The 24,994-nt window shown below is 39.8% G+C and carries 21 protein-coding genes; 12 read left to right on the top strand and 9 right to left on the bottom strand.

Translation table 11 applies throughout. From position 1 onward, the window contains the following. Positions 1-204: 204 nt before the first annotated feature. Positions 205-1,479 (top strand): OFA family MFS transporter, encoded by a 1,275-nt coding sequence (locus tag NST93_RS13805; RefSeq protein ID WP_405097984.1) that lies wholly within the window; start codon positions 205-207, stop codon positions 1,477-1,479. A 47-nt stretch (positions 1,480-1,526) separates the two neighbouring features. Here NST93_RS13805 and NST93_RS13800 read toward each other — a convergent pair whose 3' ends face one another. Next, positions 1,527-2,066, bottom strand: a complete 540-nt coding sequence (locus tag NST93_RS13800) for an ECF transporter S component (protein WP_405097982.1) — start codon at positions 2,064-2,066, stop codon at positions 1,527-1,529. A 237-nt stretch (positions 2,067-2,303) separates the two neighbouring features. On the opposite strand from NST93_RS13800, the gene NST93_RS13795 reads away from it, so the two are divergent. Next, positions 2,304-3,152, top strand: coding sequence for a pyridoxamine kinase (locus NST93_RS13795; RefSeq protein ID WP_405097980.1), 849 nt, complete (start codon positions 2,304-2,306; stop codon positions 3,150-3,152). 88 nt (positions 3,153-3,240) lie between these two features. On the opposite strand, the gene adhP is transcribed toward NST93_RS13795, so the two are convergent. Then, a complete protein-coding gene (adhP, locus tag NST93_RS13790) occupies positions 3,241-4,275 on the bottom strand; it encodes an alcohol dehydrogenase AdhP (protein ID WP_405097978.1) in 1,035 nt (344 codons plus the stop codon). A 464-nt stretch (positions 4,276-4,739) separates the two neighbouring features. Next, on the bottom strand, positions 4,740-7,058 hold the full coding sequence (gene helD, locus NST93_RS13785; RefSeq protein WP_405097976.1) for an RNA polymerase recycling motor HelD: 2,319 nt from the start codon (positions 7,056-7,058) through the stop codon (positions 4,740-4,742). 507 nt (positions 7,059-7,565) lie between these two features. Here helD and NST93_RS13780 point away from each other — a divergent pair. Further along, positions 7,566-8,795 (top strand): hemolysin family protein, encoded by a 1,230-nt coding sequence (locus NST93_RS13780; protein ID WP_405097974.1) that lies wholly within the window; start codon positions 7,566-7,568, stop codon positions 8,793-8,795. A gap of 649 nt (positions 8,796-9,444) precedes the next feature. Here NST93_RS13780 and NST93_RS13775 read toward each other — a convergent pair. Then, positions 9,445-10,596: a hypothetical protein gene (locus NST93_RS13775; RefSeq protein ID WP_405097972.1), complete on the bottom strand. Its 1,152-nt coding sequence runs from the start codon at positions 10,594-10,596 to the stop codon at positions 9,445-9,447. Between the two features lie 262 nt (positions 10,597-10,858). Here NST93_RS13775 and NST93_RS13770 point away from each other — a divergent pair, with 262 nt between their 5' ends. Then, positions 10,859-11,455 carry a MerR family transcriptional regulator gene (locus NST93_RS13770; protein WP_405097970.1) on the top strand — a complete coding sequence of 199 codons (597 nt, stop codon included), beginning with the start codon at positions 10,859-10,861 and terminating at the stop codon, positions 11,453-11,455. 245 nt (positions 11,456-11,700) lie between these two features. Here NST93_RS13770 and glpK read toward each other — a convergent pair whose 3' ends face one another. The 5 genes from glpK to cax all read right to left on the bottom strand — a co-directional run bounded on the left by glpK (position 11,701) and on the right by cax (position 16,388). Further along, positions 11,701-13,194 (bottom strand): glycerol kinase GlpK, encoded by a 1,494-nt coding sequence (gene glpK / locus NST93_RS13765; protein WP_405097968.1) that lies wholly within the window; start codon positions 13,192-13,194, stop codon positions 11,701-11,703. Positions 13,195-13,215: 21 nt separating this feature from the next. Continuing rightward, positions 13,216-14,052, bottom strand: a complete 837-nt coding sequence (locus tag NST93_RS13760; protein ID WP_405097966.1) for an MIP/aquaporin family protein — start codon at positions 14,050-14,052, stop codon at positions 13,216-13,218. A 327-nt stretch (positions 14,053-14,379) separates the two neighbouring features. Continuing rightward, positions 14,380-14,706: a phosphoribosyl-ATP pyrophosphohydrolase gene (locus NST93_RS13755; RefSeq protein ID WP_405097964.1), complete on the bottom strand. Its 327-nt coding sequence runs from the start codon at positions 14,704-14,706 to the stop codon at positions 14,380-14,382. Between the two features lie 135 nt (positions 14,707-14,841). Beyond that, positions 14,842-15,213, bottom strand: coding sequence for a DoxX family protein (locus NST93_RS13750; protein ID WP_405097962.1), 372 nt, complete (start codon positions 15,211-15,213; stop codon positions 14,842-14,844). Between the two features lie 101 nt (positions 15,214-15,314). Then, positions 15,315-16,388 carry a calcium/proton exchanger gene (gene cax / locus NST93_RS13745; RefSeq protein WP_405097960.1) on the bottom strand — a complete coding sequence of 358 codons (1,074 nt, stop codon included), beginning with the start codon at positions 16,386-16,388 and terminating at the stop codon, positions 15,315-15,317. 391 nt (positions 16,389-16,779) lie between these two features. On the opposite strand from cax, the gene larE reads away from it, so the two are divergent. From larE to NST93_RS13705, 8 genes are all read left to right on the top strand, one after another. After that, positions 16,780-17,619, top strand: a complete 840-nt coding sequence (gene larE / locus NST93_RS13740) for an ATP-dependent sacrificial sulfur transferase LarE (RefSeq protein ID WP_405097958.1) — start codon at positions 16,780-16,782, stop codon at positions 17,617-17,619. Positions 17,620-17,729: 110 nt separating this feature from the next. Continuing rightward, complete coding sequence (locus NST93_RS13735; protein WP_405097956.1) at positions 17,730-18,587, top strand: LarC family nickel insertion protein; 858 nt, start codon at positions 17,730-17,732, stop codon at positions 18,585-18,587. A 47-nt stretch (positions 18,588-18,634) separates the two neighbouring features. After that, positions 18,635-19,381 carry a nickel pincer cofactor biosynthesis protein LarB gene (larB, locus tag NST93_RS13730; RefSeq protein ID WP_405097954.1) on the top strand — a complete coding sequence of 249 codons (747 nt, stop codon included), beginning with the start codon at positions 18,635-18,637 and terminating at the stop codon, positions 19,379-19,381. Positions 19,382-19,413: 32 nt separating this feature from the next. Continuing rightward, positions 19,414-19,878 (top strand): nickel insertion protein, encoded by a 465-nt coding sequence (larC, locus tag NST93_RS13725; protein ID WP_405097952.1) that lies wholly within the window; start codon positions 19,414-19,416, stop codon positions 19,876-19,878. Positions 19,879-19,913: 35 nt separating this feature from the next. Further along, positions 19,914-21,521, top strand: coding sequence for an ABC transporter substrate-binding protein (locus NST93_RS13720; RefSeq protein ID WP_405097950.1), 1,608 nt, complete (start codon positions 19,914-19,916; stop codon positions 21,519-21,521). A 30-nt stretch (positions 21,522-21,551) separates the two neighbouring features. Beyond that, complete coding sequence (locus NST93_RS13715) at positions 21,552-22,529, top strand: ABC transporter permease (protein WP_405103894.1); 978 nt, start codon at positions 21,552-21,554, stop codon at positions 22,527-22,529. Next, on the top strand, positions 22,526-23,359 hold the full coding sequence (locus NST93_RS13710) for an ABC transporter permease (RefSeq protein WP_405097948.1): 834 nt from the start codon (positions 22,526-22,528) through the stop codon (positions 23,357-23,359). Before NST93_RS13715 ends, NST93_RS13710 begins: the two co-directional genes overlap by 4 nt. Positions 23,360-23,373: 14 nt before the next feature. Next, positions 23,374-24,807 carry an ABC transporter ATP-binding protein gene (locus NST93_RS13705; RefSeq protein WP_405097946.1) on the top strand — a complete coding sequence of 478 codons (1,434 nt, stop codon included), beginning with the start codon at positions 23,374-23,376 and terminating at the stop codon, positions 24,805-24,807. Positions 24,808-24,994: the final 187 nt, after the last annotated feature.

Here is a 24,994-nt window from a genome sequence, read left to right as displayed (position 1 = left end):
TCGATAAAGTTCGAAAACCCCTTCTATTATTTCCTGACATAATGTATAATGACCCTATTAATGTTCGTGAAATAGTTAAAATACAACTTATAATATAATGTTAAAATCATTTTATTGACTAAAAGGCGAACGATGAAAAGGATGCAGAATCTGTTATCCGTTATTCTGCTCATTCAATAAACAGGGGAAGAAGGGGTTATTCTTATGGGGAAGCTAGAAAATAAATGGATTCGTGCTGTACTTCCGGCTCTATTCATTCATTGCAGTATTGGTACGGTTTACTGCTGGTCCTTGTTTAAGGATGATATTGCATCCTATATTGGGGAATCTGTCAGCAGTGTGGAGTGGGCATTCAGCTTGGCAATCTTTGTTCTTGGCATGTCTGCAGCCTTTGGAGGCAAGCTTGTTGAAAAGGATATACATAAATCTTCCTTGCTCTCGGCAATATTCTTTGTTGCTGGAATGGCAGGGACAGGATTTTTTATTTACCAAAAGTCATTAATCGGAATTTACATTTCTTACGGTATTGTAATGGGAATTGGACTTGGCATCGGTTATTTAACTCCAGTAAAAACATTAATGCTCTGGTTTGATAAACAAAAGGGGTTAGCGACTGGCCTTGCAGTTGCCGGATTTGGCCTAGCAAAAGTAATTGCCAGTCCTTTAATGGAAAGGCTTCTGGGGGAAAGGAATAGTGAAGGTGCTTTAGTTCAGGCAACAAATATCTATACGATGTTTTTCATTTTAGCAGGCATATATTTAGCCGCAATGGTTATTGGACATGTGCTGATTAAAAAACCAGCAGGGTATGAGGAAGAAAGTGCGAGCGCTCGCAGTTTTAGTTATAAAAAGGTGTTAAAGAGCAGGACATTTATTGGTGTCTGGCTCATGTTCTATATTAATATAACCTGTGGGTTAGCGCTGATTTCACAAGAAAAAGGTATGTTAGCGTTCATTGGATTTGGTGCGATTGGGTTAGTCAGTTCGCTAACGGCTATTTTCAATGCGGGTGGAAGAATTGCCTTCTCTGCATGGGCTGATCGATTAAAAGACCGGAATTCCATCTACAAAATTATCTTTACCTTATCGATTGCAGCTATTTTATTAATTATTCTATTTGGCGGCATGCAAAACACTGTAGCTCTTCTCATTATTGCTTTGCTATGTGTTGTAAATGCAGGTTATGGCGGAGGATTTTCTTCGCTGCCACCTCTGTTATCCGACCGTTTCGGCTTAGATAGCATTTCTACTGTGCACGGCTTAGCTTTATCCGCTTGGGCATTGGCAGGATTGTCAGGTAATCAATTAAGTGCCTATATTCTCGAAAAGACTGGATCCTATGATATGATGCTGTATGTTATTCTCGCACTATTTACGATTGCTGCTTTAATTAGCACTTTTGTTGTTAAACCTGACAGGGTTTTCGTGGGAAATGAGGTATCGAATCGGGATAAGGATGAAAATATAATCGCAAGTTAAGCATATGCCAATACGTGAACAGCGGGGAAAGGACCCCACTGTTCTGCCTATTTAAAATAGGAAACCCGCTTTAAAGCAACACAAATTGGGAGGGCAATGAGGACACCTAACACACTTTGAACAATATCTCCTGGTATGGAAGCGAGTGGTGTGATCCAATTTCCATATAAAATAGATTCACCAGTGTAATAAACAGCAATCATAAATGGAACAGAAACAATTGTCGCTGTGAGGTTGAAAGCGACGCTATTTCCTTTGCGATTATGAAACCAGGCAATTTTTCCGACAATATATCCTTGCAGTCCGCGCGCTGCAATTGTGATTGGAGTCCATAAAACCCAGCCCCCGATTATATCAAAGAGACCCATCCCAATTGCCCCGGCAAGTGCTCCTTTTTTAGGTCCGAATAAAATAGAGGCGATGAAAAGCATTGCCGTTCCCATATGCACTAACCCTCCATTTGCAGCAATCGGCAGTCTGAAGTTTAAAAATGCAGTTGAAACAAAAATGAGTGCAATGAGCATGGATGTAATGATTAAGTCTTGTGTTTTTTTACGAGTACTTAAGTAAGCTGGTGTATTCTCCATAATGCGACCTTCCTAACTTGAGTTTTTTTATTACTTTAGCAGAAGATTGACCCATCTTTAAGTGTCAATTTATTAAAAAGTGACAGGGTCAGTTGATGTGTTTGCTGGAAGTGATAAGCAATCGGATGGTGCCTGCACCCAGTTAATTTATCAAGACTATTGCTTATAGCTGTTAATGACAAGCCAATCATCAAATGATAAAATAGAAAAAGTCTCAGTTCGTTTATGGAGGTTCATATGAAAAAAGTTGCTGTGATACAGGATTTATCCTCTTTTGGAAAATGCTCATTAACTGCTGCAATACCAGTTCTATCTGTAATGGGTGTTCAAGCATGCCCGCTCCCGACGGCGGTTCTGTCGGCGCAAACCGGTTATCCGAGTTATTTCTGGGATGATTTTACTCCGAAAATGAACCATTTTACGGAAGAGTGGAATAAACTCCAGGTAATGTTTGATGGTATTTTCACTGGATTTGTAACTGGCGGGGAACAAATTAAAAATATCTTTTATTTTTTAGACAGGTTTTATATAAATGATACAAAGCTGCTCGTTGATCCGGTAATGGGCGATGATGGAGAAGTCTATCCAATTTTCACTGGTGGTTTACTGGAGCAGATGAAGGCATTAGTGCGACATGCGGATGTGATTACTCCAAATGTGACAGAATGCTGCCTGTTGTCTGGGCTATCTTATGAGAAGCTGCACAGCTATTCAGATGGGAATGATTATTTAAAAGCACTGGAAGAAGCAGGGAATAGACTAACACAAACAAGCGGTGCTGAAGTTATTATTACAGGTGTTAACCCGCCGGCAGCGGAGCCAACAAAGCAATTTATTGGAAACTTGTATTTGGATGGAAATAAAACATTTTATCATGAGATGGAATATAATCGGAAAAGCTATTCTGGAACTGGTGATTTATTTGCATCGGTTGTGATGGGGAGCATGATGCGCGGGGATAGTCTGGAAGGAGCAGTACAGCTTGCAGTTGGATTCCTTAAAGAAGCTATCCAGGATGCATCAAAGGAAAAAGTTCCTGAAATAGAAGGTGTAAATTTTGAAAAGTACTTGGGGATGTTAATCTGAGGAAATCTGCTTTTTAGGACCTTCTTTTGTGAAAACGAAAAGCGGCAGGTTCACAAGTCTATGACCTGTGAGCCTGCCGCATATTATATTAGCAATCACATGTATGCTGTTTAAAATCGATTACCATCCGGCCTTGAATTTTACCTTGTTCCATTTCTTCAAATATATCCTGTACTTCATGCAAGCAGCGCGTTTGCACAACTGGCACTACTTTACCTTCTGCACCAAATTGGAAGGCTTCTTCTAAGTCTTTACGCGTGCCAACTAATGAACCAATTACCTCTATTCCATCGAGTACTAGTCTTGGAATATTTAAGTCCATTGTTTCTGAAGGTAAACCAACAGCTACTACTTTACCACATGCACGTACTGCATCAACAGCTGAATTAAATGCTGTTTTAGAAACTGCAGTTACGATAGCGGCATGCGCCCCACCGGCTTGTTCTTGAATGATTTTGTCAGTATCGCCTTGTGTAATTGGGTTAATTGTCATATCTGCACCTATATCTTTGGCTAGTGACAACTTATCATCATTAATATCTACTGCAATAACTTTAGCATTGAATACATGCTTAGCATACTGAATGGCCAGGTTCCCTAAACCGCCACAACCATAAACGACAACCCATTGACCAGCTTTAACATCAGCAACCTTGATCGCTTTATAAGTAGTAACTCCTGCACAGGTGATACTGCTAGCTTGTGCTGGATCTAGTCCCTCTGGTACCTTTACTGCATAATCAGCAGTTACGATACATTGTTCAGCCATTCCGCCATCGACACTGTAACCAGAATTCTTGACGTCACGACAGAACGTTTCCCTGCCTGTTGTACAATACTCACATCTGCCACAAGCTTGGAACATCCACGCAATACTAACTCTATCACCAATTTCTAAGCTCGTAACATCATCGGCTATTTGAGATACAATTCCTATCCCTTCATGTCCAAGAATACGACCTTCCACATTCCCGAAGTCACCAGCTGCTACGTGAAGGTCAGTGTGACATACACCGCAATATTCTATATCGACTAATGCTTCACCGGCTTGTAATGGCCGTAATTCTTTTTCAATAACATCAATGTTTACTTTTCCCTTTGGATCAACTACTACTGCTTTCATAAATGATCTCTCCTCTGTTGTTTATAGAGTCCCTTACATCACTCATGTTGCTGTTATGTCTAATGTGTATACCAAATGTAAATGATCGATCATGGTATAAATTAATCATAGCACGTATTTGGAAAGAAACAATGTGAAATATTGAACAAACTTTGAACGATAAAATATAACGGGCTTCAAAGATTCTATATGATGTCCAAAAACCTGTTCCAAAGCACATTATTCTAATAGGATGAAGGAGAGACAATAATTGAGGGATTGAACGGAAGCGGAAGTGACTAACTTGATTCATATATCCAGCTATTTGCGGGGGAATCGATAGACGACGATGATTAGTTGATAAAAGGGAGAGGGGGGGGCAAGTTTTGAACTTGCCAAGGGTAAAACAGAGTCCAACCCCCTCTGATTCCAATTATTCCCTAATTAAAGGGGAATCTTGATCGGATTCACAGCTATTTTACGTTTTAAAGATCTGTCAGGTTCTTCACCTCATACAGCATTTCGGGAACAGACTTGATAAAAGGAGATTCCTCCTTGTCGCTCAGCATGGTAAGTACATGCATTGCTCTGGTGCAAGCTGTATAAAGCAGCGTTTTATCGGACGCTGAATGATACTGTTCTTTTGAGACGTCGGGCAGGATGACGGCATCAAATTCAATTCCCTTCGCCAGGTAAATAGGTAATACGAGTATACCTTTTTCAAATGTATAGGTTTCCTCGTTGACAAGGTGAATGGGCATCTTATCCTGCAGTAATTTGTAAATCTGTTCACTTTCCTTTAATGATTTACAAATCAATGCAATTATCTCATTGTCCTTTTTCATCAGTTCTTTTACACATGTAATCAATGCTTGCTCTTTATCCTTTTCATCTTGCAGCCGAATAAGAGTTGGCAGACTTCCCTGGCGATTAAATGGTATGATTTCCTCCGTACCAGGAGAGAAGTGCTTCGTAAACTCCACAATTTGCTTTGTTGATCGATAGCTTTTGGTCAATGTAATCCGTTCATAGCTTTCTTTCTGTTCGATTGGAGTCAGTGGATTTACCTTTGCAATATGTGTGTAGATGGCCTGGTTCACATCTCCCAGCAATGTCATTCTCGTATAAGGGAAAATGTGCTTGATATAGGCAAACTGAAAGGCTGAATAGTCCTGTGCCTCATCAATGATTAATTGACGGACAGAACGGTCAGAGCTATCCCCAAGTAATTTCCCTTTAAAATAAAGGTATGGTGTCGCATTTTCCCAGGTTAAGATTTTCTGTGCTAAGTCATTGGCAACCTGGGAGCGAATCTCCTGCCAGGCAAAAGGAGGATCTGTTGGAATCCATTTGGTAAAGAGCTGTTCGTAGGTGGTCAGTATGTTTACAAACTCCATTATTTTCACGCGCTCTTTCACTGGGCGGAAGAAACGCTTCACCATATGTTTTCTTAAGATGATTTCTTCATCATGTACTGTACTGAATGCAGCTTGCTTCTCCGCTTTATGGTAAATGCGCATATAATCTTCTTTATCCAGCAATTCAATTTGTTCCATTACCCAGTCTGCTTTCCATTCTGATTTCTGATGCTTTTGGAGTTCCTGAAGGAGCCACTTTGCTACGATTTCCATCTTATTCGGAAGTGCAATTTCACGCTCTAATGCATAAAAATATGCACGAATTTGTTCTGCTGAGACAAGTACTTTTCCGCGGAATTTAATTGATTTAAATTCAATTCCATCTTCATGCAAATCTGATACAAATAGATCAAGGAGCTGTTTAAATTCAACGGTAGACAAATAATCCATGCTTTTCATTCGAGCGTTGTACAGATTCGTTTCCATTTTGGTTAATACATATTCCATTTGTTCGAACGGCGATTCAATGGTTAACTTGTCACCGATTCTATTTCTTAAATACTCCAAGAAAGTCATTTGTCTGACATTTGTTTCGCCTAGGTCTGGCAGTACATTGGAAATATAACTGCTGAACAAAGGGTTTGGAGATAATAACATGACGTTGTCTGGATGCAGTTCTTTCCGGTAGCGGTACATTAAATAAGCAATCCGTTGTAAAGCAGCCGAAGTCTTTCCACTGCCGGCAACTCCCTGAACAATTAATAGCTTGCTGCTATTATTCCGGATAATTTCATTTTGTTCTTTCTGGATTGTAGCTACAATATTTTTCATTGTTGTGCTCGCATTATTACCCAGCGCTTGCTGAAGAAGAGTGTCCCCAATCGTTACGCCTGTGTCGAACATTCCTTTAATAAGCCCCTGTTTAATAATAAATTGCCGCTTTAGGGTCATCTCGCCGGATATTGTTGTATCCAATGTTTGATAATGAGCTGGGCCTGGAGAAAAGTCATAATAAAGACTTGAGATTGGAGCGCGCCAATCATAAATAAGAAAGTCATCATCTTCTTCGTCCATTAAAGAGGCAATCCCTATATAAATCGATTCCTTCTCTGCACCAGGTTCTTCGATAAAATCAATACGCCCAAAATAAGGAGCATCTTTGAGTCGATCTAAGGTGTGCAGTTGAGCGCCTATTTTTCCGTGAAACCGCTCCTTTTCAGATAAAATTGCAGCCTGCTGTTTAATGCTTTCTTGTGTTTCAATTACATCGTCAGGTTCGTCAAGGTTAACTCTTACATCATCCCAAAATGTTTTGCGGAGTTCGATAACACTTTTCTTTAGCCCGGTAGATTGTGCAGATAGCTTTTCCTGCTTATGCTTGATTTCCTCAATTACCTTCTCAATTCGTCGTTGTTCAAACGAGTAATTGTCTACATCCTGACTCATTGAATCCAATCCTTTCTCAATGAAATTCACTTTTTTGTTGACAGCAAAGGTAATTGTTTGGTACAATATAATTGGATAGTTATATTTGAAACAATTAAAACGCTGTTAACTTATTTAGTATAGCACTTTTATTTGGATGTGACAATACACCATTTATTGGTGTTATTTAAAATGAATAAATATATTTATTTGCAAACAGTTTAATCTTAATGATTAGACTGTTTTTTTATTGTTCTGGAAAGAATTTCTGCAATAATCAAATAGGTGCATGTGAACAAGAATGATAGTTATTGAGGAGAGGAAGAAGGAATTATTCGCCGGCAGGGCGGGATAGAAATGATGTCTGCTATTATTGGCATCTTATAAATTAAAATGCTATCTATCTCTGCAATCCTCTTTACAAGGCATAAGTAATTGTTTTTGAGATGTTTACTCTTGAATATGTTCTTTTTTAATCAAATCAGGGAATACTGCTTACAATCAATAGAATTCAAGTAGGTGAAGGTTTTGACCACATTAATTATTGGCATCATTGTACTATTCATTGCTTCCAGTTACTTTTCCGGGAGCGAGACAGCACTCACGGCTACAAATGAAATGAAACTTCAACTTAAAGCGGCAAATGGAGATAAAAAAGCAGCACGCTTATTAAAGCTAGTTGATAATCCAGACTTGTTTATCCCAGGCATATTAATTGCTAACAATGTACCTAATATCGTGCTGCCATCCATGGTTACGATTGTAGCTCTGGAGTTTGGCTGGAATATCGGTATAACAACAGCAGTGCTTACGGTACTCATTATTATATTTGCCGAAGTGTTGCCTAAGTCAATCGCAGCCGCATTCCCAGAACGGATTGCGCATATCGTCTACTACCCAACGATGGTTATCCTCATTATATTAAAGCCGTTTATTTTCTTGCTCAACCTGCTGACAAGGACGATTGTTAGACTTCTGGGCAGGGGGCAAGAAGATCCGGTAACGATTTCTAAAGCGGAGATGCGGGCAATGGTAGATATTGCACATACAGAAGGCACCTTTAAAAATGATGAAATGTATCGTTTGAAATCAGTATTAGATTTTCAAAGTTTAAATGTATCTGATGTGTTAAAAACACATCGAGTCGAAATGCAATGCCTTCCAATCGATACGTCTTTTGAAGAGGCGCCTGATTTTTTATTAGCTCATCATCACACACGCTATCCGATTTATGATGGGGACATCGACCATATTGTTGGTGTATTTCATTCCAAATTTGTGTTGGCTTGGGCAAGAAATCCTGAAAAGAAAATACAGGACTTTTCAGATAAGGATCCTCTGTTTGTCTATGAATTTAATCCGATTGATGCCGTTTTTAGAAAGATGATGGAAGAGAAGAAACATATTGCAATCGTGTTAGATGAGTACGGTGGAACGGAAGGATTAATTACGCACGAGGATTTAATTGAAACAATGATTGGACAAGATATTGAGGATGAGACAGACGAAGACGATGCACTTATTCACAGCCAGACAGAGACACAGCTCATCTGTGATGGAAGATTGTCATTGCATCGCTTAAACAATGTCTTTCAAGTAAATATTCCTGAGGAAGCGGATAACGTGGCTGGTTTTATTCTTAGTCAGTATAGTTACTTGCCTGAGGAAGGAGAGACACTTCTTTATAAAAATCTGGAGTTTAAGATATTGGAAGTGAGTGAACGAAGGGTTCACTTGGTAGAGATTAATAAAGTCTAGCGTTGTATAAATATTTTGCTTTTAAGAGGCTGAGACAAAAGAAATATAACATATTAAAATCCGAACGATATCTTAATTTCGTTCGGATTAAAAATTAAGTTCTGACTGCTTTAATTCAGAATAATTTCCCCCTAGAGATACAGGAAATTTGAAAATTCGTTATTAATAAGATTGCACTTAGACAATATAAAACTGGATTTCAAAAAACTGTCTTTGACAAGTATTCTCCCTGCCCGAAGAAATCAGGATTGTTTTTAACGGGGGATGAGAAAATTTCTCTAAGCCTGTCGGGGCAAGTAAAGTGGTGAAACGGTCTATGAAAACATCTCTATCAGACAGTAACAGCAAGATAAGCGGTGAAACTGTCTATAAGAACATCTCTATCAGACAGTAACAGCAAGGTAAGCGGTGAAACGGTCTATGAAAACATCTCTATCAGACAGTAACAGCAAGATAAGTGGTGAAACAGTCTATGAGAACGCCATCTGTCCAAAAAACAGTGTAATTCTGAATTAAGATTATCAGCACTTCGCAATTAGAAATTATTATCCCCATTATAAAAAGTTAACATGAAGAGCTTTCTATTCTCTGATGTCCATCTTTTAATTGGGTGGTATTAGTTATATCACCGTCCCTTATTTGTGTGAGATTAATAGCTCCTGCTTTTATTCCTTAAAGTGCCTAAGAATTTAATGACTTTAATAAATAGGAAACTGGGAATCAACCCCATTACAAGAACAAACAGATTTATCGCAATCGCCGATAAATAAATGGCAGGTATGTCTGCAAATATAGAGACGAGTAATGCGCCAAAACTATTTCCTGCAGTCATAATGACAAAATACAGGAAGGGCAAGTACCATTTTGCATAGGAACGCCATAAAACCAGAAAGAAAGGGATTAATATATAGAATGGCAATACACCAAAAATGAATGGGTCATCAATAGCCAGAATGCCATCCTTATCAAGCGGAAACGTTGGCATAATTACGCCGCCTACAATAAGAGCATAACCAAGCAGCAGCCAATTGACGCGTTTTTCCCACTTTCTTGTCTTCATTCGTTTATTCTCTTCAACACCTTCCCTTTTCTTGACCCCGATCTCCCAAGGTGAAAATGGGTTTCGTAATTTCTCTTCGCCAATTGGAGGATAATCAGGGGCACCTTGCCACGGCAGACCCACCAGCTTGGAAAAATCTACTTTGTAATCTGGCCCTGATGCGATTGCAGGGCCCAGGTCATATTCAGTCTTGAATAAAGGACATCCTTTGTCCTCTAGTCTCAAAATCCAATCGTGAAATTCCTGCTGTTCAAAGAACTGCTGTATAAAAATTCCATTTTCATGTTTTATCACCATTATAGCGCCAAAGCGATAAAAAATAATACCCTTGCCCACGGGCATGGAGATATAGTTTGCATTGTTTCCAATAATTACACTCTTGATGGATTCAAATGGGATAGATACCTTTTCTTCGGTTCCAGCCTTATGGTGAATGTGATGAACAAAGATCCCCTTCTCATTTAGTTCAAATCTTTTTTCACTTTCCTCACCATGTTTTAATCCTAGATATAAAATATAAGCAAAAAATAAAAGCATGATGCCAATGATAAATATGATAATAGTCGCATACCAGGCATCTGGAGCTAATGTTATACAGTAGATTCCAAAACCAAAGGTAATAAGTGCAATACCTATGAATATGGTGATTGTACTATAACATCCCTTTTTTTCGCCTTCCGTTGTTTGATTGGAATTTTTTATTGGTTGATGTATGTCTTGCTGTGCTTTATCTCTGCCCATGAAGGCATCTCTCTTTCTTTAATTTATATATGGACTTATAGAAGAAGTCATTAAAACTAGGTTAGTACAAATATACAAGTCCTGCAATGCCTTACAGGATTATTTGGAAAACGAGTTGAAAAAATGAAGACATGTCAGCTTATTGTGTTTTTGAGAAATAAGTAAAAAGTTTATTTTCCTATTTTAGAAGGAAATATTGAAAAAAAGTTGTATTCATATAAGTAGTAGAAAAATGAAAGACATGAATGAAGGGATGAATATCATGAATCGATTAAATGAATGGTTTTCTATCTCAGACGTGTCCGAAAAAGTGGCTATACCACCCGAAACAGTCAGGCGCTATGTCAGGCACTATAGAGAGTATCTGAAGATAAGAAGGGGTGAGAGGAATGCTTATCTTGTTCATGCAAGTTCGCTGAATACGATAAAAAAGATTCGGCATTTGATGGAACAAGGGAACCAGCATGAACAGGTGAAAAGTATATTGGAAAAAATAGAGGAAGGGAAGGTTCACTCGAATAGTGAAGAAGTGAATGAACAAAAGGTCAATGAACTTCAATTGAATAAGACAATGTTAAATGAAATCCGCCTATTAGCGGAACAAAATAAGGAGCTGCTGGAAACGCTGAACTCTATGCATGAACGGATGAATGGGTATGAAGCGTTATTCCTGCAACTTCAAGTCTCTTTCAATGAACGGATCCATGAACAAGATAAAGGCCAAAGGGATAATGAGAGAAAGCGTGATGAATATCTCATGAAGGCTATGAATGAGCTGCAGGGTAGAAGAGAAGGCAATGTGAGCACGAAAGAGAAGAAAAAGATTTTCACTAACTTATTTAAAAGTACCGGAAAATGAAGGGGAAGAAACTAAGAAGTCCTTTTCAATTTTATACTGCTGAGGAAATGCAATTCCCCTTCAATGATGGATAGGACTTTATTTCTTTATAATAAAGAGGACCACATATCCTTTATTAAGGGAATAAAGGATATGTGGCCACTCAATGGCTGCATGTTTAAAAAGAAATTACTTTTATATTTTAACAGGTCCCGATATAGTATGGACTTGAAAAGGTTAGAAGTGATTTATTCTTTTAAACAAGATTAGTTTTTGAATGCTCTCGTCGCAGCTACTGCCTTTTTCCAGCCAGCATAAAGCTCATCACGTTTTTCCTCAGATAATTCAGATGTAAAAGTGCGATCAACATTCCACTGTTTTGCAATTTCTTCTTTATCTTTCCAGTAGCCAACTGCTAAACCAGCTAAATAAGCTGCGCCTAAAGCAGTCGTTTCATTTATAACAGGACGATCAACTTGAACATCTAAAAGATCACTTTGGAACTGCATTAAGAAATTATTCATAACTGCTCCACCATCTACACGCAATGACTTCACTTCGATGCCTGAATCAGTCATCATGACATCGACTAGATCTTTAGATTGATAAGCAAGAGATTCTAGGGTAGCTCGGACAAAATGTTCTTTTTTCGTGCCGCGAGTCAGTCCAAATACAGCACCACGTGCTTCACTGTCCCAATAAGGAGTCCCTAGCCCAACGAAAGCCGGAACTACATAGACTCCATCTGTTGAGTCCACTTGTTTAGATATACTTTCACTTTCTGGTGCGCTTTCTATCAATCGCAAACCATCACGGAGCCATTGAATAGCTGAACCGGATACAAAGATACTTCCTTCTAAAGCGTATTCAACTTTTCCATCAACACCCCAAGCAATTGTTGTTAATAGACCATTTTCTGATTGAACTCCCTTTTCTCCAGTGTTCATCAAAAGAAATCCGCCTGTGCCATAAGTGTTTTTAACCATTCCTTCATCAAAACAAGCTTGGCCAAACAGTGCTGCCTGCTGGTCACCAGCAATTCCTGCGATTGGAATCTCTTTACCGAAGAAATGGTAATCTATCGTATTTGCATAAACTTCTGATGACTGTTTCACTTCTGGAAGCATGCTCTTCGGAACAGTCAGAATATCAAGTAATTCATCATCCCATTTTAAATCATAGATATTAAACATGAGCGTGCGAGAAGCGTTTGAATAATCTGTAACATGAGCTTTTCCGCCCGAAAGTTTATAAACCAGCCAACTGTCAATTGTACCGAATTGCAGTTCGCCGTTTTCTGCTTTTTCTCTAGCACCTTCTACATTGTCCAGAATCCACTTTACTTTTGTACCCGAGAAATATGGATCCAAAAGCAATCCTGTTTTCTCTTTAAATAAATCATTATATCCTTTTTCGCGCAGTTCTTGTACAATTTCTTCTGTTTGCCGTGATTGCCAAACAATCGCTTTATAAATTGGTTTGCCAGTCTTTTTATCCCAAACAACTGCTGTTTCCCGTTGATTAGAAATGCCAATTCCTGCAACTTGGTCAGGGTTAATATCGGATTTTCTTAAAACCTCTGCAACACAAGCTAGGACAGATGTCCAAATTTCATTTGCGTCATGTTCAACCCAGCCAGGCTTTGGAAAGAACTGTTCAAATTCCTGCTGTGCTGTTTCAACAATCTCACCCTTATGGTTAAATAAAATTGCTCTCGAACTAGTTGTCCCCTGGTCTATTGATAAAATAAATTTACTCATAAATCTTTCTCCTCCCTATACTTATATTATATTGGATACTTTCTTTTTATCAGCTGCATTAGTCGATGCCTTTTTTAATTCTATTACTGTGGCCGCAACTAGTATGAATGCAATTACACCACTGACTGCCCAAAAAGCCCATGTATATACTCCTGTGAAAACAGCTTGATAGAACAGTGCTCCATAAATCCCGCCAATTGCTGGACCAGCAATTGGTACCCAAGCATATCCCCAATCAGATCCGCCTTTTCCTGGGATGGGGAGAATTGCGTGTGCAATTCTTGGCCCTAAATCACGTGCTGGATTAATCGCGTAACCAGTCGGACCACCTAATGACATACCAATGGCAACAATTAACGCACCGACAACAAGTGGATTTAATCCCTCAGTAAATTCATTTGCGCCAATAAATAATAATCCTAATAATAGAGCGAACGTACCAATAATTTCTGCTGTCAGATTCGATAACGGACTACGTATTGCTGGCGCTGTAGCATACACCGCTAATTTTAAATCTGCCTCTTTTGTTTCTGCCCAATGAGGCAGGTATACAAAGAATACAATAATCGCCCCAATAACCGCGCCAATTATTTGCGCTGTGATATATGGTAAAACGCTTTCCCATGGAAACTCACCGATTGATGCAAATCCTAATGTTACTGCAGGGTTAAGGTGCGCACCGGATACATCTCCTACAGCATAGACTCCAAGAGTAACCCCTAGGCCCCAACCAAGTGTAATGAGCACCCAGCCGCCACCTGCCCCTTTTGACTTATTGAGTATATTGCTTGCAACAACTCCACCACCAAACACAACAAGAACCATGGTGCCAATCAGTTCAGCTAGAAATTCGGACATGTTTATCATTCCCCCTCGTTTATACTTTAAATATATTTCTACAAGTTGTTTATATGTATACTAGAACACAAAAACCCACACTTTTACAGCATACTTCTCCAACGAGAAATATACTTTACGGTGTGGGTCTCTTTTCCAATCACATAAATTAACTTGTTAAGTTATAATACAAGAATGTGAAAGCGGTGTCAATAGCAACTAAAACGAATTATAAATATAAACTTATGCTAAATTGCATTGGAATCGAGGATGATAGGGCCAAAATATTTTCTTAAAAAGTTAGATTATTATATTTTAGTATGTTTGGCTTTGTCCTTTCTGTCCCGTTCACTTATCATCAACCTCTACTAAAAACAACTTCTCTTTAAAGCTCCCACGCTCTGCTTCCTTCTTCGCGCGAATTTGCTCCAGCTCTTCAAAGGATGCTTGATGCACTCCGCTCAGACAATGAATTACTTCTAAAATATCTGCCAGCTCCTCCAGGGCCTCCTCGTTAGTGGCCGCAGCTTGATACTCTGCCAGTTCCTCATCTAACTTTTTCTTGAGCTCAAGAATATAACGGTCATGGTTAAGTGTTTCTACACTAAATGTTCTGTCAGACTGTTCAAGGACTTCGGGAATACGGTCACGAATAAGTTTATGATAAGTTGTCATGTGCACGCTCCTTTTTCAATTAATGGGATCAATCAGGGACTGAGCCTCTTGTCTCATCCACTACCCTAATTAACTTTAAAATAAACTGGAGTGCAGGTTTCTGTCTGAAATCCGATAGACTATTTTTATACTATCCTAATGATTTTTACTTGGAATGTACTTATAGATGAGAAGGAGTAAAATAAGCATTATAATATCCAATCTTGCTTCGAAAGCGAAAGATAACAAGCCATTACTTGAGATGATTGGTACTTTTGTAATAAGGATGGCGCCAATCATAATAAAAATAAGCGGCGTGGCAGCTTGTTTAGTGTACATTCTGCCCGCGATCAGCATCCCGCAGGATACCTCAAGAACAGCTATTAAAAGTAATGTTACCTCGGGAAAAGGCAGACCAAGACCAGCAAACATTGCTCTAAAATCGTGGACGACTAATTTCATGATCCCCGACGTTATAAAAACATAACCTGCAGCATAACAAACCCACGTCATCATTCTTCCCTGCATAAGGAAACACCTCTGTTATTTTTGTTTTATATTATTATGCTTATGCAGGGAGGAAGACAACCTTGACAAGTATTCTAATTCATCTCGCGGTTGTAACACATTTAAATAAAGTAAAATCCAATAGCCATAATCACATATGCTGCCAGCAAAGCGAGACCATCAAACCAATTGGAGTCCCCGTCGTTTGATAGTGTGATCATTAATAGTACTGCGGTCACCATGCTAATTAATTCTGGCCATGTGAAGACAAGCGGCATGGGTGTTGGAAAGAGTAGGGACAACAATACAAGGATTGGCAGAACAAACATAGCAACCTGCAAGGTGGAACCTACAGCAATTTCTACCGCAACATCCATTTTATTCTTATATGCCATGATGATTGCTGATGCATGTTCCGCGGCATTTCCAACGATAGCAACAATAATAATCCCGATAAATAATTCAGACCAGCCAAATGTTGCTCCAACAACGTCGAATGTTGATACTAAGTGTTCCGAAACATAAGCAACAGCAATCGTTGCAAGGGCTAGTATTGTGATTGCCCGTCCTTTTCCCCATTCCGGTTCTTCTTCATGATTGGCTTTATCCTCAGCTTCATCCACTTGGTAAACTCCTCGATGGGTAACGAACTTAAACAGTAATGCTGCTAAATATAATACAATTAAAATAATGGAAATCCCAACGCTCAGGACCATTGTTTCGTGTTCATTCATTGTATGTGTAAACACTTCAGGAATAACAAACGCGACAACAACTGCAAAAATTAACAGACCTGAATTGTGCCGTGCTTCGTAAATACTAAAAGACTGCCGTTTATATTTCAGACCGCCAACGAAAAAGGAAAGCCCGCCAACAAGCAGCAAGTTTCCTAATACAGAACCTGTCAGCGAAGCAAGGACGATTCCAATTAGTCCTGCTTTAAGTGAGAAGATAGAAATAATCAGTTCGACTGCATTTCCAAAGGTTGCATTCAGCAGCCCCCCAGCTCTTGGACCTAACACGATTGCTAAACTTTCTGTGGCCCGGCCAATAAAGCCGGCTAAAGCGATGATTGTTAAACAATAGATGATAAACATAATAACGGCTGACCAATGAAAGATAGAGCCGATGACAGAAAGTGGCAAACCAATAAAAACTAAAATTGTAAATAATTTATTCAATGAAGATACCTCCATTTATAGCAAGATAATTATAGAATACCCGTATTAGCAAATTATTATCTTTACCGATGTACTTTTTCACTTTTGTGCAGTAAATAATTGAAATTCAGTAACCTTTATCGCCTTGAATTGCTCTGCTTTGCTCTCCCTGCTTTCGTATATCACACCCATCAACTGAAAAAAATTACAATGAAATCTTTCTCACTTTATTTAATTCGAAAACTGTAAAATCGTTGATAGTCTGTGTTAAGATAAAAGGAAGAATGTAAAAATGTATGTGGCATTCTATAAATTACTTTGCTCATGCAGAGGATGAACAGTTAATGTTAAGCGTTATCATGGAAATAGAGGATTTTTAGATTTATTAATTAACTACAATTCTATCTAAACAAGGAGTGTATAGTGAATGAATAATCTTCAAGAGAAAAATCAGCAGCTGGGTAAGGTTTTAAGAGATATGGGCCGTGTCATGATTGCCTTTTCCGGAGGTGTAGACAGTACAGTAGTGCTAAAGCGTGCTCAAGAAGAGCTGGGAGACAATGTGTTGGCTGTTGTGGTAAACTCAGAGCTTTTCCGTGATTCTGAATTTGACGCAGCTGTTCAGTTAGCTGAAAGTATGGGTGTTCGTGTTCACCAAACTGAAATGAAGGAATTGGACAACCCGGAAATTGCAGCGAATAATCCAGAGAGCTGGTATTTCAGCAAAAAGCTGCTCTATACACAACTAAATGAATTAGCAAAGGAAATGGATTATCCGTATGTTTTAGACGGAATGATCATGGATGACGAAACAGACTTCCGTCCTGGATTGAAAGCAAGAACGGAGGAAGGCATTCGCAGTGTTCTTCAAGAAGCAGACTTTTATAAATCGGATGTACGTGCACTTGCTAAAGAATTGGAACTTCCGGTGTGGAACAAAGTTGCATCTTGCAGCTTAGCCTCACGTTTTCCTTATGGCACAAAACTGAACAAACAAATTGTAGAACAAGTTGATCATGCAGAATTATATCTGAAAGGGCTTGGCTTTGAAGAGGTGCGTGTACGCTATCATGACAATGTAGCGCGTATCGAAGTAGCCGAAGATAAAATACTTGATTTGCTGGGCAAAAAGGAACAAATTCAAAACAAGCTGGTAAACTTAGGTTTTGATTATGTATCCGTCGATTTGCTTGGCTACCGTACTGGAAGCATGAATGAAGTGATTGAGCAGGATCAATGGGAAACTAAACTGTTAGCAAATGCTTAATTCATATAAAGTGATTAAGGAGCAGTTTTTAATCTAATAGATTGAAAACTGCTCTTTTTCATATAAAATTGAGTGCGGGAAGATTATTTTAAATCAAAGGAGCAAAGCATATGAAAACACTTTATTTTGATTGTTTCTCTGGGATTAGCGGAGATATGACTATTGGAGCTCTGCTGAATGCCGGTGGAGATTTTACTCATTTGGAAAAGGAATTAAGGAAATTACATATCGAGGAAGAATATAAACTAAAAATAGCTAATACAATAAAAAATGGAATTACAGCAACCAAATTTGATGTTATATTAACCAGCGATGAAGCTAATCAGGACCATGGCGGGCATAGTCATCATGAACATGACAAACATGACCATTCCGATGAAAATCATCACCATCACCATCATCACGGCCATACACATCCTATTCATGACCATGAACATCATGAACACCACCATCACCATCATCGAACATACAAGGATATCGTGAAGCTCATCACGGATTCGGAGTTATCGGAAAAGGTGAAAGAGATGTCACTACGTATCTTTAGAAAGATTGGTGAAGCGGAAGGGAAAATTCATGGATTAAGCCTTGAAAAAGTCCATTTCCACGAGGTGGGTGCTGTTGACTCCATTATAGATATCGTTGGAACAGCTATCTTAATTGAACAATTGGAAATAGAAAAAATTAAGTCAGCTCCTGTTCCAACTGGTTCGGGACATATTCATATTGCTCATGGAATATATCCTATACCAGCACCAGCAACATTAGAAATATTAACTGGTGTTCCCCTTGCACAAAGTGAGTTAAAAGCAGAACTTACTACACCTACAGGGGCTGCATTTGCTGCTGTATTGGCAGAGGAGTATTCTGTTTTTCCTGCAATGAAAGTAGAAAAAATTGGCTATGGAGCTGGAACAAAGAGTTTTCCCAATCATCCCAACGTATTGCGCGTTGTAATTGGAGAGCAGTAAGTCTGTAACATGAACATTGATGTACTGGAAGGAGTGAAGGCGCCACAATGGAAGAAATTCTAAGACAAGTTCAAGCAGGAGAATTAAGTATTACAGAAGCAAAACAAAGGCTTGCGACTTATGAAGATTTAGGTTTTGCAAAAGTGGACCATCACCGGAAAAAGCGTCAAGGTTTCCCAGAGGTTATTTATGGGGAAGGAAAGACGGTTGAGCATATCGTTTCTATTTTGGAAGCAATTCAGGCAAAGCATAATGATGTAATTATTACGCGAATAAGTAAGGAAAAGGCAATTCTCATTCTTGAGACGCATCCTGAGTTTTCTTATCATGATGTTGCCCGTATTCTTTATTGGAAAGCGGAAAAGAAAGAAACCGCAAAACAGCGAGAGGGTTATATTGCAGTTGTTTGTGCAGGAACGTCCGATTTGCCAGTGGCAGAGGAAGCGGCGGTAACAGCTGAGTTGCTTGGCAGCAATGTCAGACGATTTTATGATGTTGGTGTTGCTGGGCTGCATCGCTTGCTTGATCAGGCACCTGCGATTCAGGAGGCAACTGTTTCTATCGTTGTAGCAGGAATGGAGGGAGCTTTAACAAGTGTTGTCGGTGGGCTTGTCTCCCATCCTGTTATCGCTGTACCGACAAGTGTTGGCTATGGAGCCAATTTTAATGGGCTGTCTGCTCTCTTAACGATGCTAAATTCCTGCTCAAGCGGAGTTAGTGTTGTAAATATTGATAACGGCTTTGGAGGTGCCTATAGTGCAGTTCTAATTGACCAGCGGGACAGGAAAGAGTGAATCTGTTGACCCGCTTTTAAGGAGGGTTTAAAGTGGAAAGGAAGCATCCCCCAAACGAGGAGCATATCGACCGTGAGATGGTCAAAATGGAAGTTAACCTGGATGATATTTCAGGGGAATGGCTGGGATTTGTAATGGATCGTTTATTTGATGCTGGAGCAAATGATGTGTTTTATTCCCCAATCTATATGAAGAAAAATCGTCCAGGCATTTTATTGCAGCTTTTATGCGCCGCTTCAGCAATTCCGAAAATGAAAGATATCCTTTTAGCAGAAACAACAACCCTTGGAATCCGTTATTATCCGCTCACTGTTCATCGGATGGAAAGGACTTTTACACAGGTGGAGACGGAATGGGGAGCTGTCACTGTTAAACAAGGTTTGAGGAATGGGGAGGTTTTCCAGAGCTCTCCCGAATACGAAATGTGCAAAAAGATTGCAGAAGAAAATAACATCCCATTAAAACAGGTATATCAGGCAGTCTGGAAAAGACTGTAGGTTTTTTATATACGCAACAGAAGGAGTTAGCAAATATGAGAAATATAACTTGGATAGGTTTTCTTCTCATTTTCCTGTTTTTAGCTGCTTGTTCAGCGGATAGGTTAGAAGAAAAGGCTTCAACGGAAGGAGCAGCAAATGATGAAGGCACAGATGAATTGATTCTTGCAATTGGCAGTGAACCGGAAGAAGGATTTGACCCGACTCTTGGCTGGGGCCGTTATGGCAGCCCGCTGTTCCAAAGTACTTTATTAACCTATAACAAGGACTTTGAGATTGCATATGATTTAGCGGAAAGCTATGAGGTCAGTGATGATGGCCGTATATGGACCATTCACATTAGAGATGATGTGAAGTTTTCGGATGGAGAAGCACTTGATGCAGCGGATGTGGTTTTCACATTTGAAACAGCGCAGCAAAGTGCATCTGTCGTTGATTTAAGTAACTTAAAAAAGGTAGAAGCAAAAGATGACTTCATAGTGGAAATGACATTAGAGGAGCCTGACTCTACCTTTATTTATACACTTGTAACGACTGGAATTGTGCCAGAACATGCCTATAGTGAGGAATATAAGGAAAATCCAATTGGTTCAGGTCCTTATGAGCTTGTACAGTGGGATAAAGGGCAGCAAGTAATAGCAGAAGTGAATCCGCATTATTATGGAAAAGAGCCGGAGTTTTCCAAGCTGACTTTTCTTTTCTTAGCTGAAGATGCTGCATTTGCTGCGGCAAATGCTGGTGGGGTAGATATCCTCTCCGTGCCAGCGACTTTTGGTAATGAGGAAATAAAAGGGATGGAGCGTGTTCAATTAAGTTCAGTTGATAATCGCGGTGTAATGCTTCCGTTTGTGCCAAGTGGAGAAGAGACGAAAGATGGCCGCATAATCGGGAATGATGTAACTGCCGATCCCGCAATTCGCGAAGCAATGAATATTGGAATTGACAGACAAGCCTTGGTCGAAGGCGTATTGAATGGATTTGGAACACCAGCATATTCTGCTGCAGATGAATTGCCTTGGTGGAACGAAGATACAAAGATAGATGACGATAATATGGATAGAGCAAAGAAAATTCTGACGGATGCTGGATGGGAAATGCAAGATAACGGGATTCGGATAAAGGATGGTATAGAAGCCTCTTTTCATTTGCTTTACCCTTCTGGTGATCAGGTTCGCCAGTCCTTATCGCTTGCTTTTGCAGATAGGATTGAACCGCTTGGCATAAAGGCAGAACCTAAAGGTGCAAGCTGGAATGAAATTGAGAGAGAAATGTACTCTGAACCGATTATGATGGGTTGGGGCAACCATAGCCCAATCGAAATGTATCACCTCTTTAGCAGTAATACGAGAGGAATTGGATATTATAACGCCAATTATTATGCAAATCCTCAGGTTGATAAGTATATGAACCATGCTCTAAGAGCGACGACACAAGAGGAAGCATATGATTGGTGGAAAAAGGCGCAGTGGGATGGAGAAACTGGATTTTCCGCAAAAGGCGATGCCCCGTGGGTATGGTTAGTAAACGTGGATCATATCTACTTCGTGAATGACCGTCTCGAAATTGGGGAGCAGAAAGTGCAGCCACATGGTCATGGATGGCCGATCACTGATTTCATTTTGGATTGGCATTGGAAAGAATAGAAAAGAGGAAGGCAATTGATTGGAAAACGAATGACAGCCTTTTTGCTCGGAAAAGGTATAAAGTTGATTATGCTGCTCGTCGCGGTCAGCATACTATCCTATACGTTAATAAGCTTTTCTCCAATTGATCCAGTACAATCTTACATTGGTGCAGATATGACATTGGTTGGTCCAGAGCAGAGGGAGGCAATTGCAGCATATTGGGGATTGGATGAGCCAATGCATGAGCAGTTTCTGCACTGGGCTGCATCTGTCTTACAAGGAGACCTGGGAACTTCCTTACTATTTCGGTCCCCAGTCATTGCTGTCATCGGGGAGAAATTCCTTTCCTCCCTTGTCCTAATGGGACTGGCATGGATACTATCTGGGATCGTTGGGTTTATGCTTGGCGTAATTGCAGGGATGAAGCATGGAACTTGGGTTGATAAATTGATTAAAGCATATTCCTATGCACTGGCTTCGACACCTGCATTTTGGCTGGGGCTTTTATTGCTGATGCTTTTTTCAGTTTGGCTTGGCTGGCTTCCAGTTGGATTAGGTACCCCTGCTGGAGTGCTCGCAGAAGATGTTTCTCTTATGGAAAGGATGAAACATCTAATTTTGCCTGTAATAACGCTGAGTGTTGTGGGTGTTTCCAACATCACCCTGCATACACGGCAAAAGCTGATAGATATATTGAATAGTGACTTTATGCGGTATGCTCAAACAAAGGGATTAAAAGGATTTTCTTTAATTTATAGGCACGGACTGCGTAACATCTCTCTTCCAGCAATTTCTTTACACTTTGCTTCTTTTGGAGAGATCTTTGGCGGGGCGGTATTAGCGGAACAGGTTTTCTCTTATCCTGGATTAGGACAAGCTGCAGTTCAGGCAGGCTTGGGTAGTGATGTGCCTTTACTGTTGGGCATTGTACTGTTTAGTACAGTTTTTGTATTTATTGGAAATACAATTGCAGATATACTTTATAAGGTGATAGATCCCCGGGTTCGAAAGGGGGCAGGTTTATGAAGCTGATACACGCTTACTCTAGAAAAAAGCAGACACTTTATATCATTGGCTTTTCCCTTTTAGGTTTACTAATTATTGGAATCAGTGGGCTCTTTATAGGTGATAGTGAACTTGGTATTCATTTGGATAATAAAAATAGTGCTCCTTCGCTCGCCCATCTGTTTGGAACGGACTGGCTTGGACGAGATATGCTTGCTAGAACGTGGAAGGGTCTTTCTTTAAGTATGGGGGTGGGACTGTTAGCTGCTTTAACGAGCACAGGCATTGCACTCCTTTTCAGTTTACTTGCTGGATGGAACGCGTTTTTTGACCGGATTGTGACAGGTCTGATTGATTTATTTTTGAGTGTTCCTCATATTGTTATCCTGTTATTAATATCTTTTGCGTTTGGCGGAGGGTATGCAGGAATAATCCTTGCACTTGCACTAACGCATTGGCCAGCTCTAACGAGGGTGCTGCGGGCAGAAATAATGCAAATCAAAGCGATGGACTATGTGCAGACTTCCCGGCAATTAGGTAAATCGAAGCTGTGGATAGCGAGACACCACCTATTTCCTCATATTTTTCCGCAATTATTTATTGGCTGCCTGCTCATGTTTCCACATGCGATATTGCATGAAGCGGCAATTACATTTCTAGGCTTTGGACTTCCAGCTGAACAGCCAGCAATAGGAATTATTTTATCTGAATCAATGCGCTATCTCTCAATTGGAATGTGGTGGCTTGCCTTTTTCCCAGGGCTTTGTCTATTAATGATGGTTAGTTTATTTGATTTATTAGGGAAAAATATACAACGCTATTTTGATCCGTTTCATAGTCAAAAATTATAAGGAGAAGAACGCATATGGAGCAAGCATTAGAATCTAATCCTCCTTTATTGGAAGTGAATGAGTTTTCCCTGTCTTTTCGAGCTTATGGCAAAGGACTGGAAGAAACCGAATTAAATGTAATCAAACAGCTGAATATGACGGTACATGAGGGTGAAATCGTCGCAATTGTCGGTGCCAGCGGTTCAGGAAAAAGTCTCTTGGCAAGTACGATATTAGGTATTTTACCAGAACATGCAAGCTGGAAAGGGAGTATTCATTATAGAGGAGAGAGCATGACGGATGAAATGCTTCAGGGAATGCGGGGGAAAGAAACGGCATTAATCCCCCAGTCTGTCCAAGCGCTTAATCCGCAGATGAAGGTGGGGAAACAGGTACTGGAGGCTGATTCTTCAATTAATAAGCAGCAGCTGAATGAATTATTTTCTCGGGTTGGCTTACCAAAAGAAACAGTTCGCAACTATCCCTTCGAACTTTCTGGAGGGATGACGCGGAGAGTGCTGGCTGTAATTGCAATGATAAGCCCGGCAAGATTAATTATAGCAGATGAGCCTACACCGGGCCTGGACCCTGCTATTCTAAAAGAAACGACAAATGTGCTGCAGCAATTAGCTGCTAAGGGGAAAGGCATTGTATTTATTAGTCATGATATTCGAACAGCTTTGTCCATTGCTGACAAGGTTGTTGTATTTAATCAAGGGAAAACGATTGAAGAAGCGAAGGTGACAGCATTTAGTGGAAAAGGAGAGCAGTTAAAGCAGACCTATACGAGAAAGTTATGGAATGCTTTACCAGAGAACTACTTCTTTGATAAAGATAACGTCCGACCTATAAAGGATACCAAGCATGGTCCGCTCGTTGCCAATAATTTAGGCTATCGATACAAAGGTGCTGCTTATTTATTTCAAGATGTATCACTCTCGATTGAGCCAGGAGAAATCGTAGGGATGCACGGCTATAGTGGAACAGGAAAAACAACGCTGGCAAAGATTCTTGCGGGCTATATAGAGCCGTCAGCGGGTGAAGTCAGGATAGAGAGACCGGATTTTGACGGAATGAATGTTAATCCTGTGCAGCTTGTCTGGCAGCATCCCGAACAAGCAATTAATCCAAGATGGAAAATGAAGAAGCTTCTTCAGGAAAGCGGTATGGAAACAAGTCCATTGCTTGATGCGCTTGGTATAAAGCAAGAATGGCTATTGCGCTGGCCCAGTGAACTATCTGGTGGAGAACTGCAGCGATTTTGTCTGGCACGGGCATTAAGAAATGACACGAAATTTCTAATTGCAGACGAAATGACAACGATGCTTGATGCAATCACACAGGCACAGCTCTGGGAGACCATTTGCCGGCTAGCAAGTGAACGCCAAATTGGTGTACTTGCTATTAGTCATGATCATCAGCTTTTACATCGTATCAGTAATAGAATCATCAATTTTCAGGAACTGTGACAGAGGGTTAGGCCTGGCTGTCACAGTTTTTCTATTACTTAGCGTAGAAACCGATTTACATGTTTTTTAAATTTAGTCTTGATTTTATATTCAGAAAATAATATAATTCATTTAGAAAGCGGTTTCATGCGGAGTCATACGGCATATTTTTAAACTTTAAAGAAACCGGTTTCGATAATCTTTTACG

This window comes from Oceanobacillus sp. FSL H7-0719 (assembly GCF_045040795.1).
Taxonomy (GTDB): Bacteria; Bacillota; Bacilli; order Bacillales; family Amphibacillaceae; genus Oceanobacillus.
This window is presented reverse-complemented; position numbering and strand designations above follow the sequence as displayed.

Bases quoted from the DNA above. Each gene is read 5' to 3' on its own strand.
- NST93_RS13805 (WP_405097984.1), top strand. From the start codon at position 205: ATGGGGAAGCTAGAAAATAAATGGATTCGTGCTGTACTTCCGGCTCTA.
- NST93_RS13800 (WP_405097982.1), bottom strand. From the start codon at position 2,066: ATGGAGAATACACCAGCTTACTTAAGTACTCGTAAAAAAACACAAGAC.
- NST93_RS13795 (WP_405097980.1), top strand. From the start codon at position 2,304: ATGAAAAAAGTTGCTGTGATACAGGATTTATCCTCTTTTGGAAAATGC.
- adhP (WP_405097978.1), bottom strand. From the start codon at position 4,275: ATGAAAGCAGTAGTAGTTGATCCAAAGGGAAAAGTAAACATTGATGTT.
- helD (WP_405097976.1), bottom strand. From the start codon at position 7,058: ATGAGTCAGGATGTAGACAATTACTCGTTTGAACAACGACGAATTGAG.
- NST93_RS13775 (WP_405097972.1), bottom strand. From the start codon at position 10,596: ATGGGCAGAGATAAAGCACAGCAAGACATACATCAACCAATAAAAAAT.
- NST93_RS13770 (WP_405097970.1), top strand. From the start codon at position 10,859: ATGAATCGATTAAATGAATGGTTTTCTATCTCAGACGTGTCCGAAAAA.
- glpK (WP_405097968.1), bottom strand. From the start codon at position 13,194: ATGAGTAAATTTATTTTATCAATAGACCAGGGGACAACTAGTTCGAGA.
- NST93_RS13760 (WP_405097966.1), bottom strand. From the start codon at position 14,052: ATGTCCGAATTTCTAGCTGAACTGATTGGCACCATGGTTCTTGTTGTG.
- NST93_RS13755 (WP_405097964.1), bottom strand. From the start codon at position 14,706: ATGACAACTTATCATAAACTTATTCGTGACCGTATTCCCGAAGTCCTT.
- NST93_RS13750 (WP_405097962.1), bottom strand. From the start codon at position 15,213: ATGCAGGGAAGAATGATGACGTGGGTTTGTTATGCTGCAGGTTATGTT.
- cax (WP_405097960.1), bottom strand. From the start codon at position 16,388: ATGGAGGTATCTTCATTGAATAAATTATTTACAATTTTAGTTTTTATT.
- larE (WP_405097958.1), top strand. From the start codon at position 16,780: ATGAATAATCTTCAAGAGAAAAATCAGCAGCTGGGTAAGGTTTTAAGA.
- NST93_RS13735 (WP_405097956.1), top strand. From the start codon at position 17,730: ATGAAAACACTTTATTTTGATTGTTTCTCTGGGATTAGCGGAGATATG.
- larB (WP_405097954.1), top strand. From the start codon at position 18,635: ATGGAAGAAATTCTAAGACAAGTTCAAGCAGGAGAATTAAGTATTACA.
- NST93_RS13720 (WP_405097950.1), top strand. From the start codon at position 19,914: ATGAGAAATATAACTTGGATAGGTTTTCTTCTCATTTTCCTGTTTTTA.
- NST93_RS13715 (WP_405103894.1), top strand. From the start codon at position 21,552: ATGACAGCCTTTTTGCTCGGAAAAGGTATAAAGTTGATTATGCTGCTC.
- NST93_RS13710 (WP_405097948.1), top strand. From the start codon at position 22,526: ATGAAGCTGATACACGCTTACTCTAGAAAAAAGCAGACACTTTATATC.
- NST93_RS13705 (WP_405097946.1), top strand. From the start codon at position 23,374: ATGGAGCAAGCATTAGAATCTAATCCTCCTTTATTGGAAGTGAATGAG.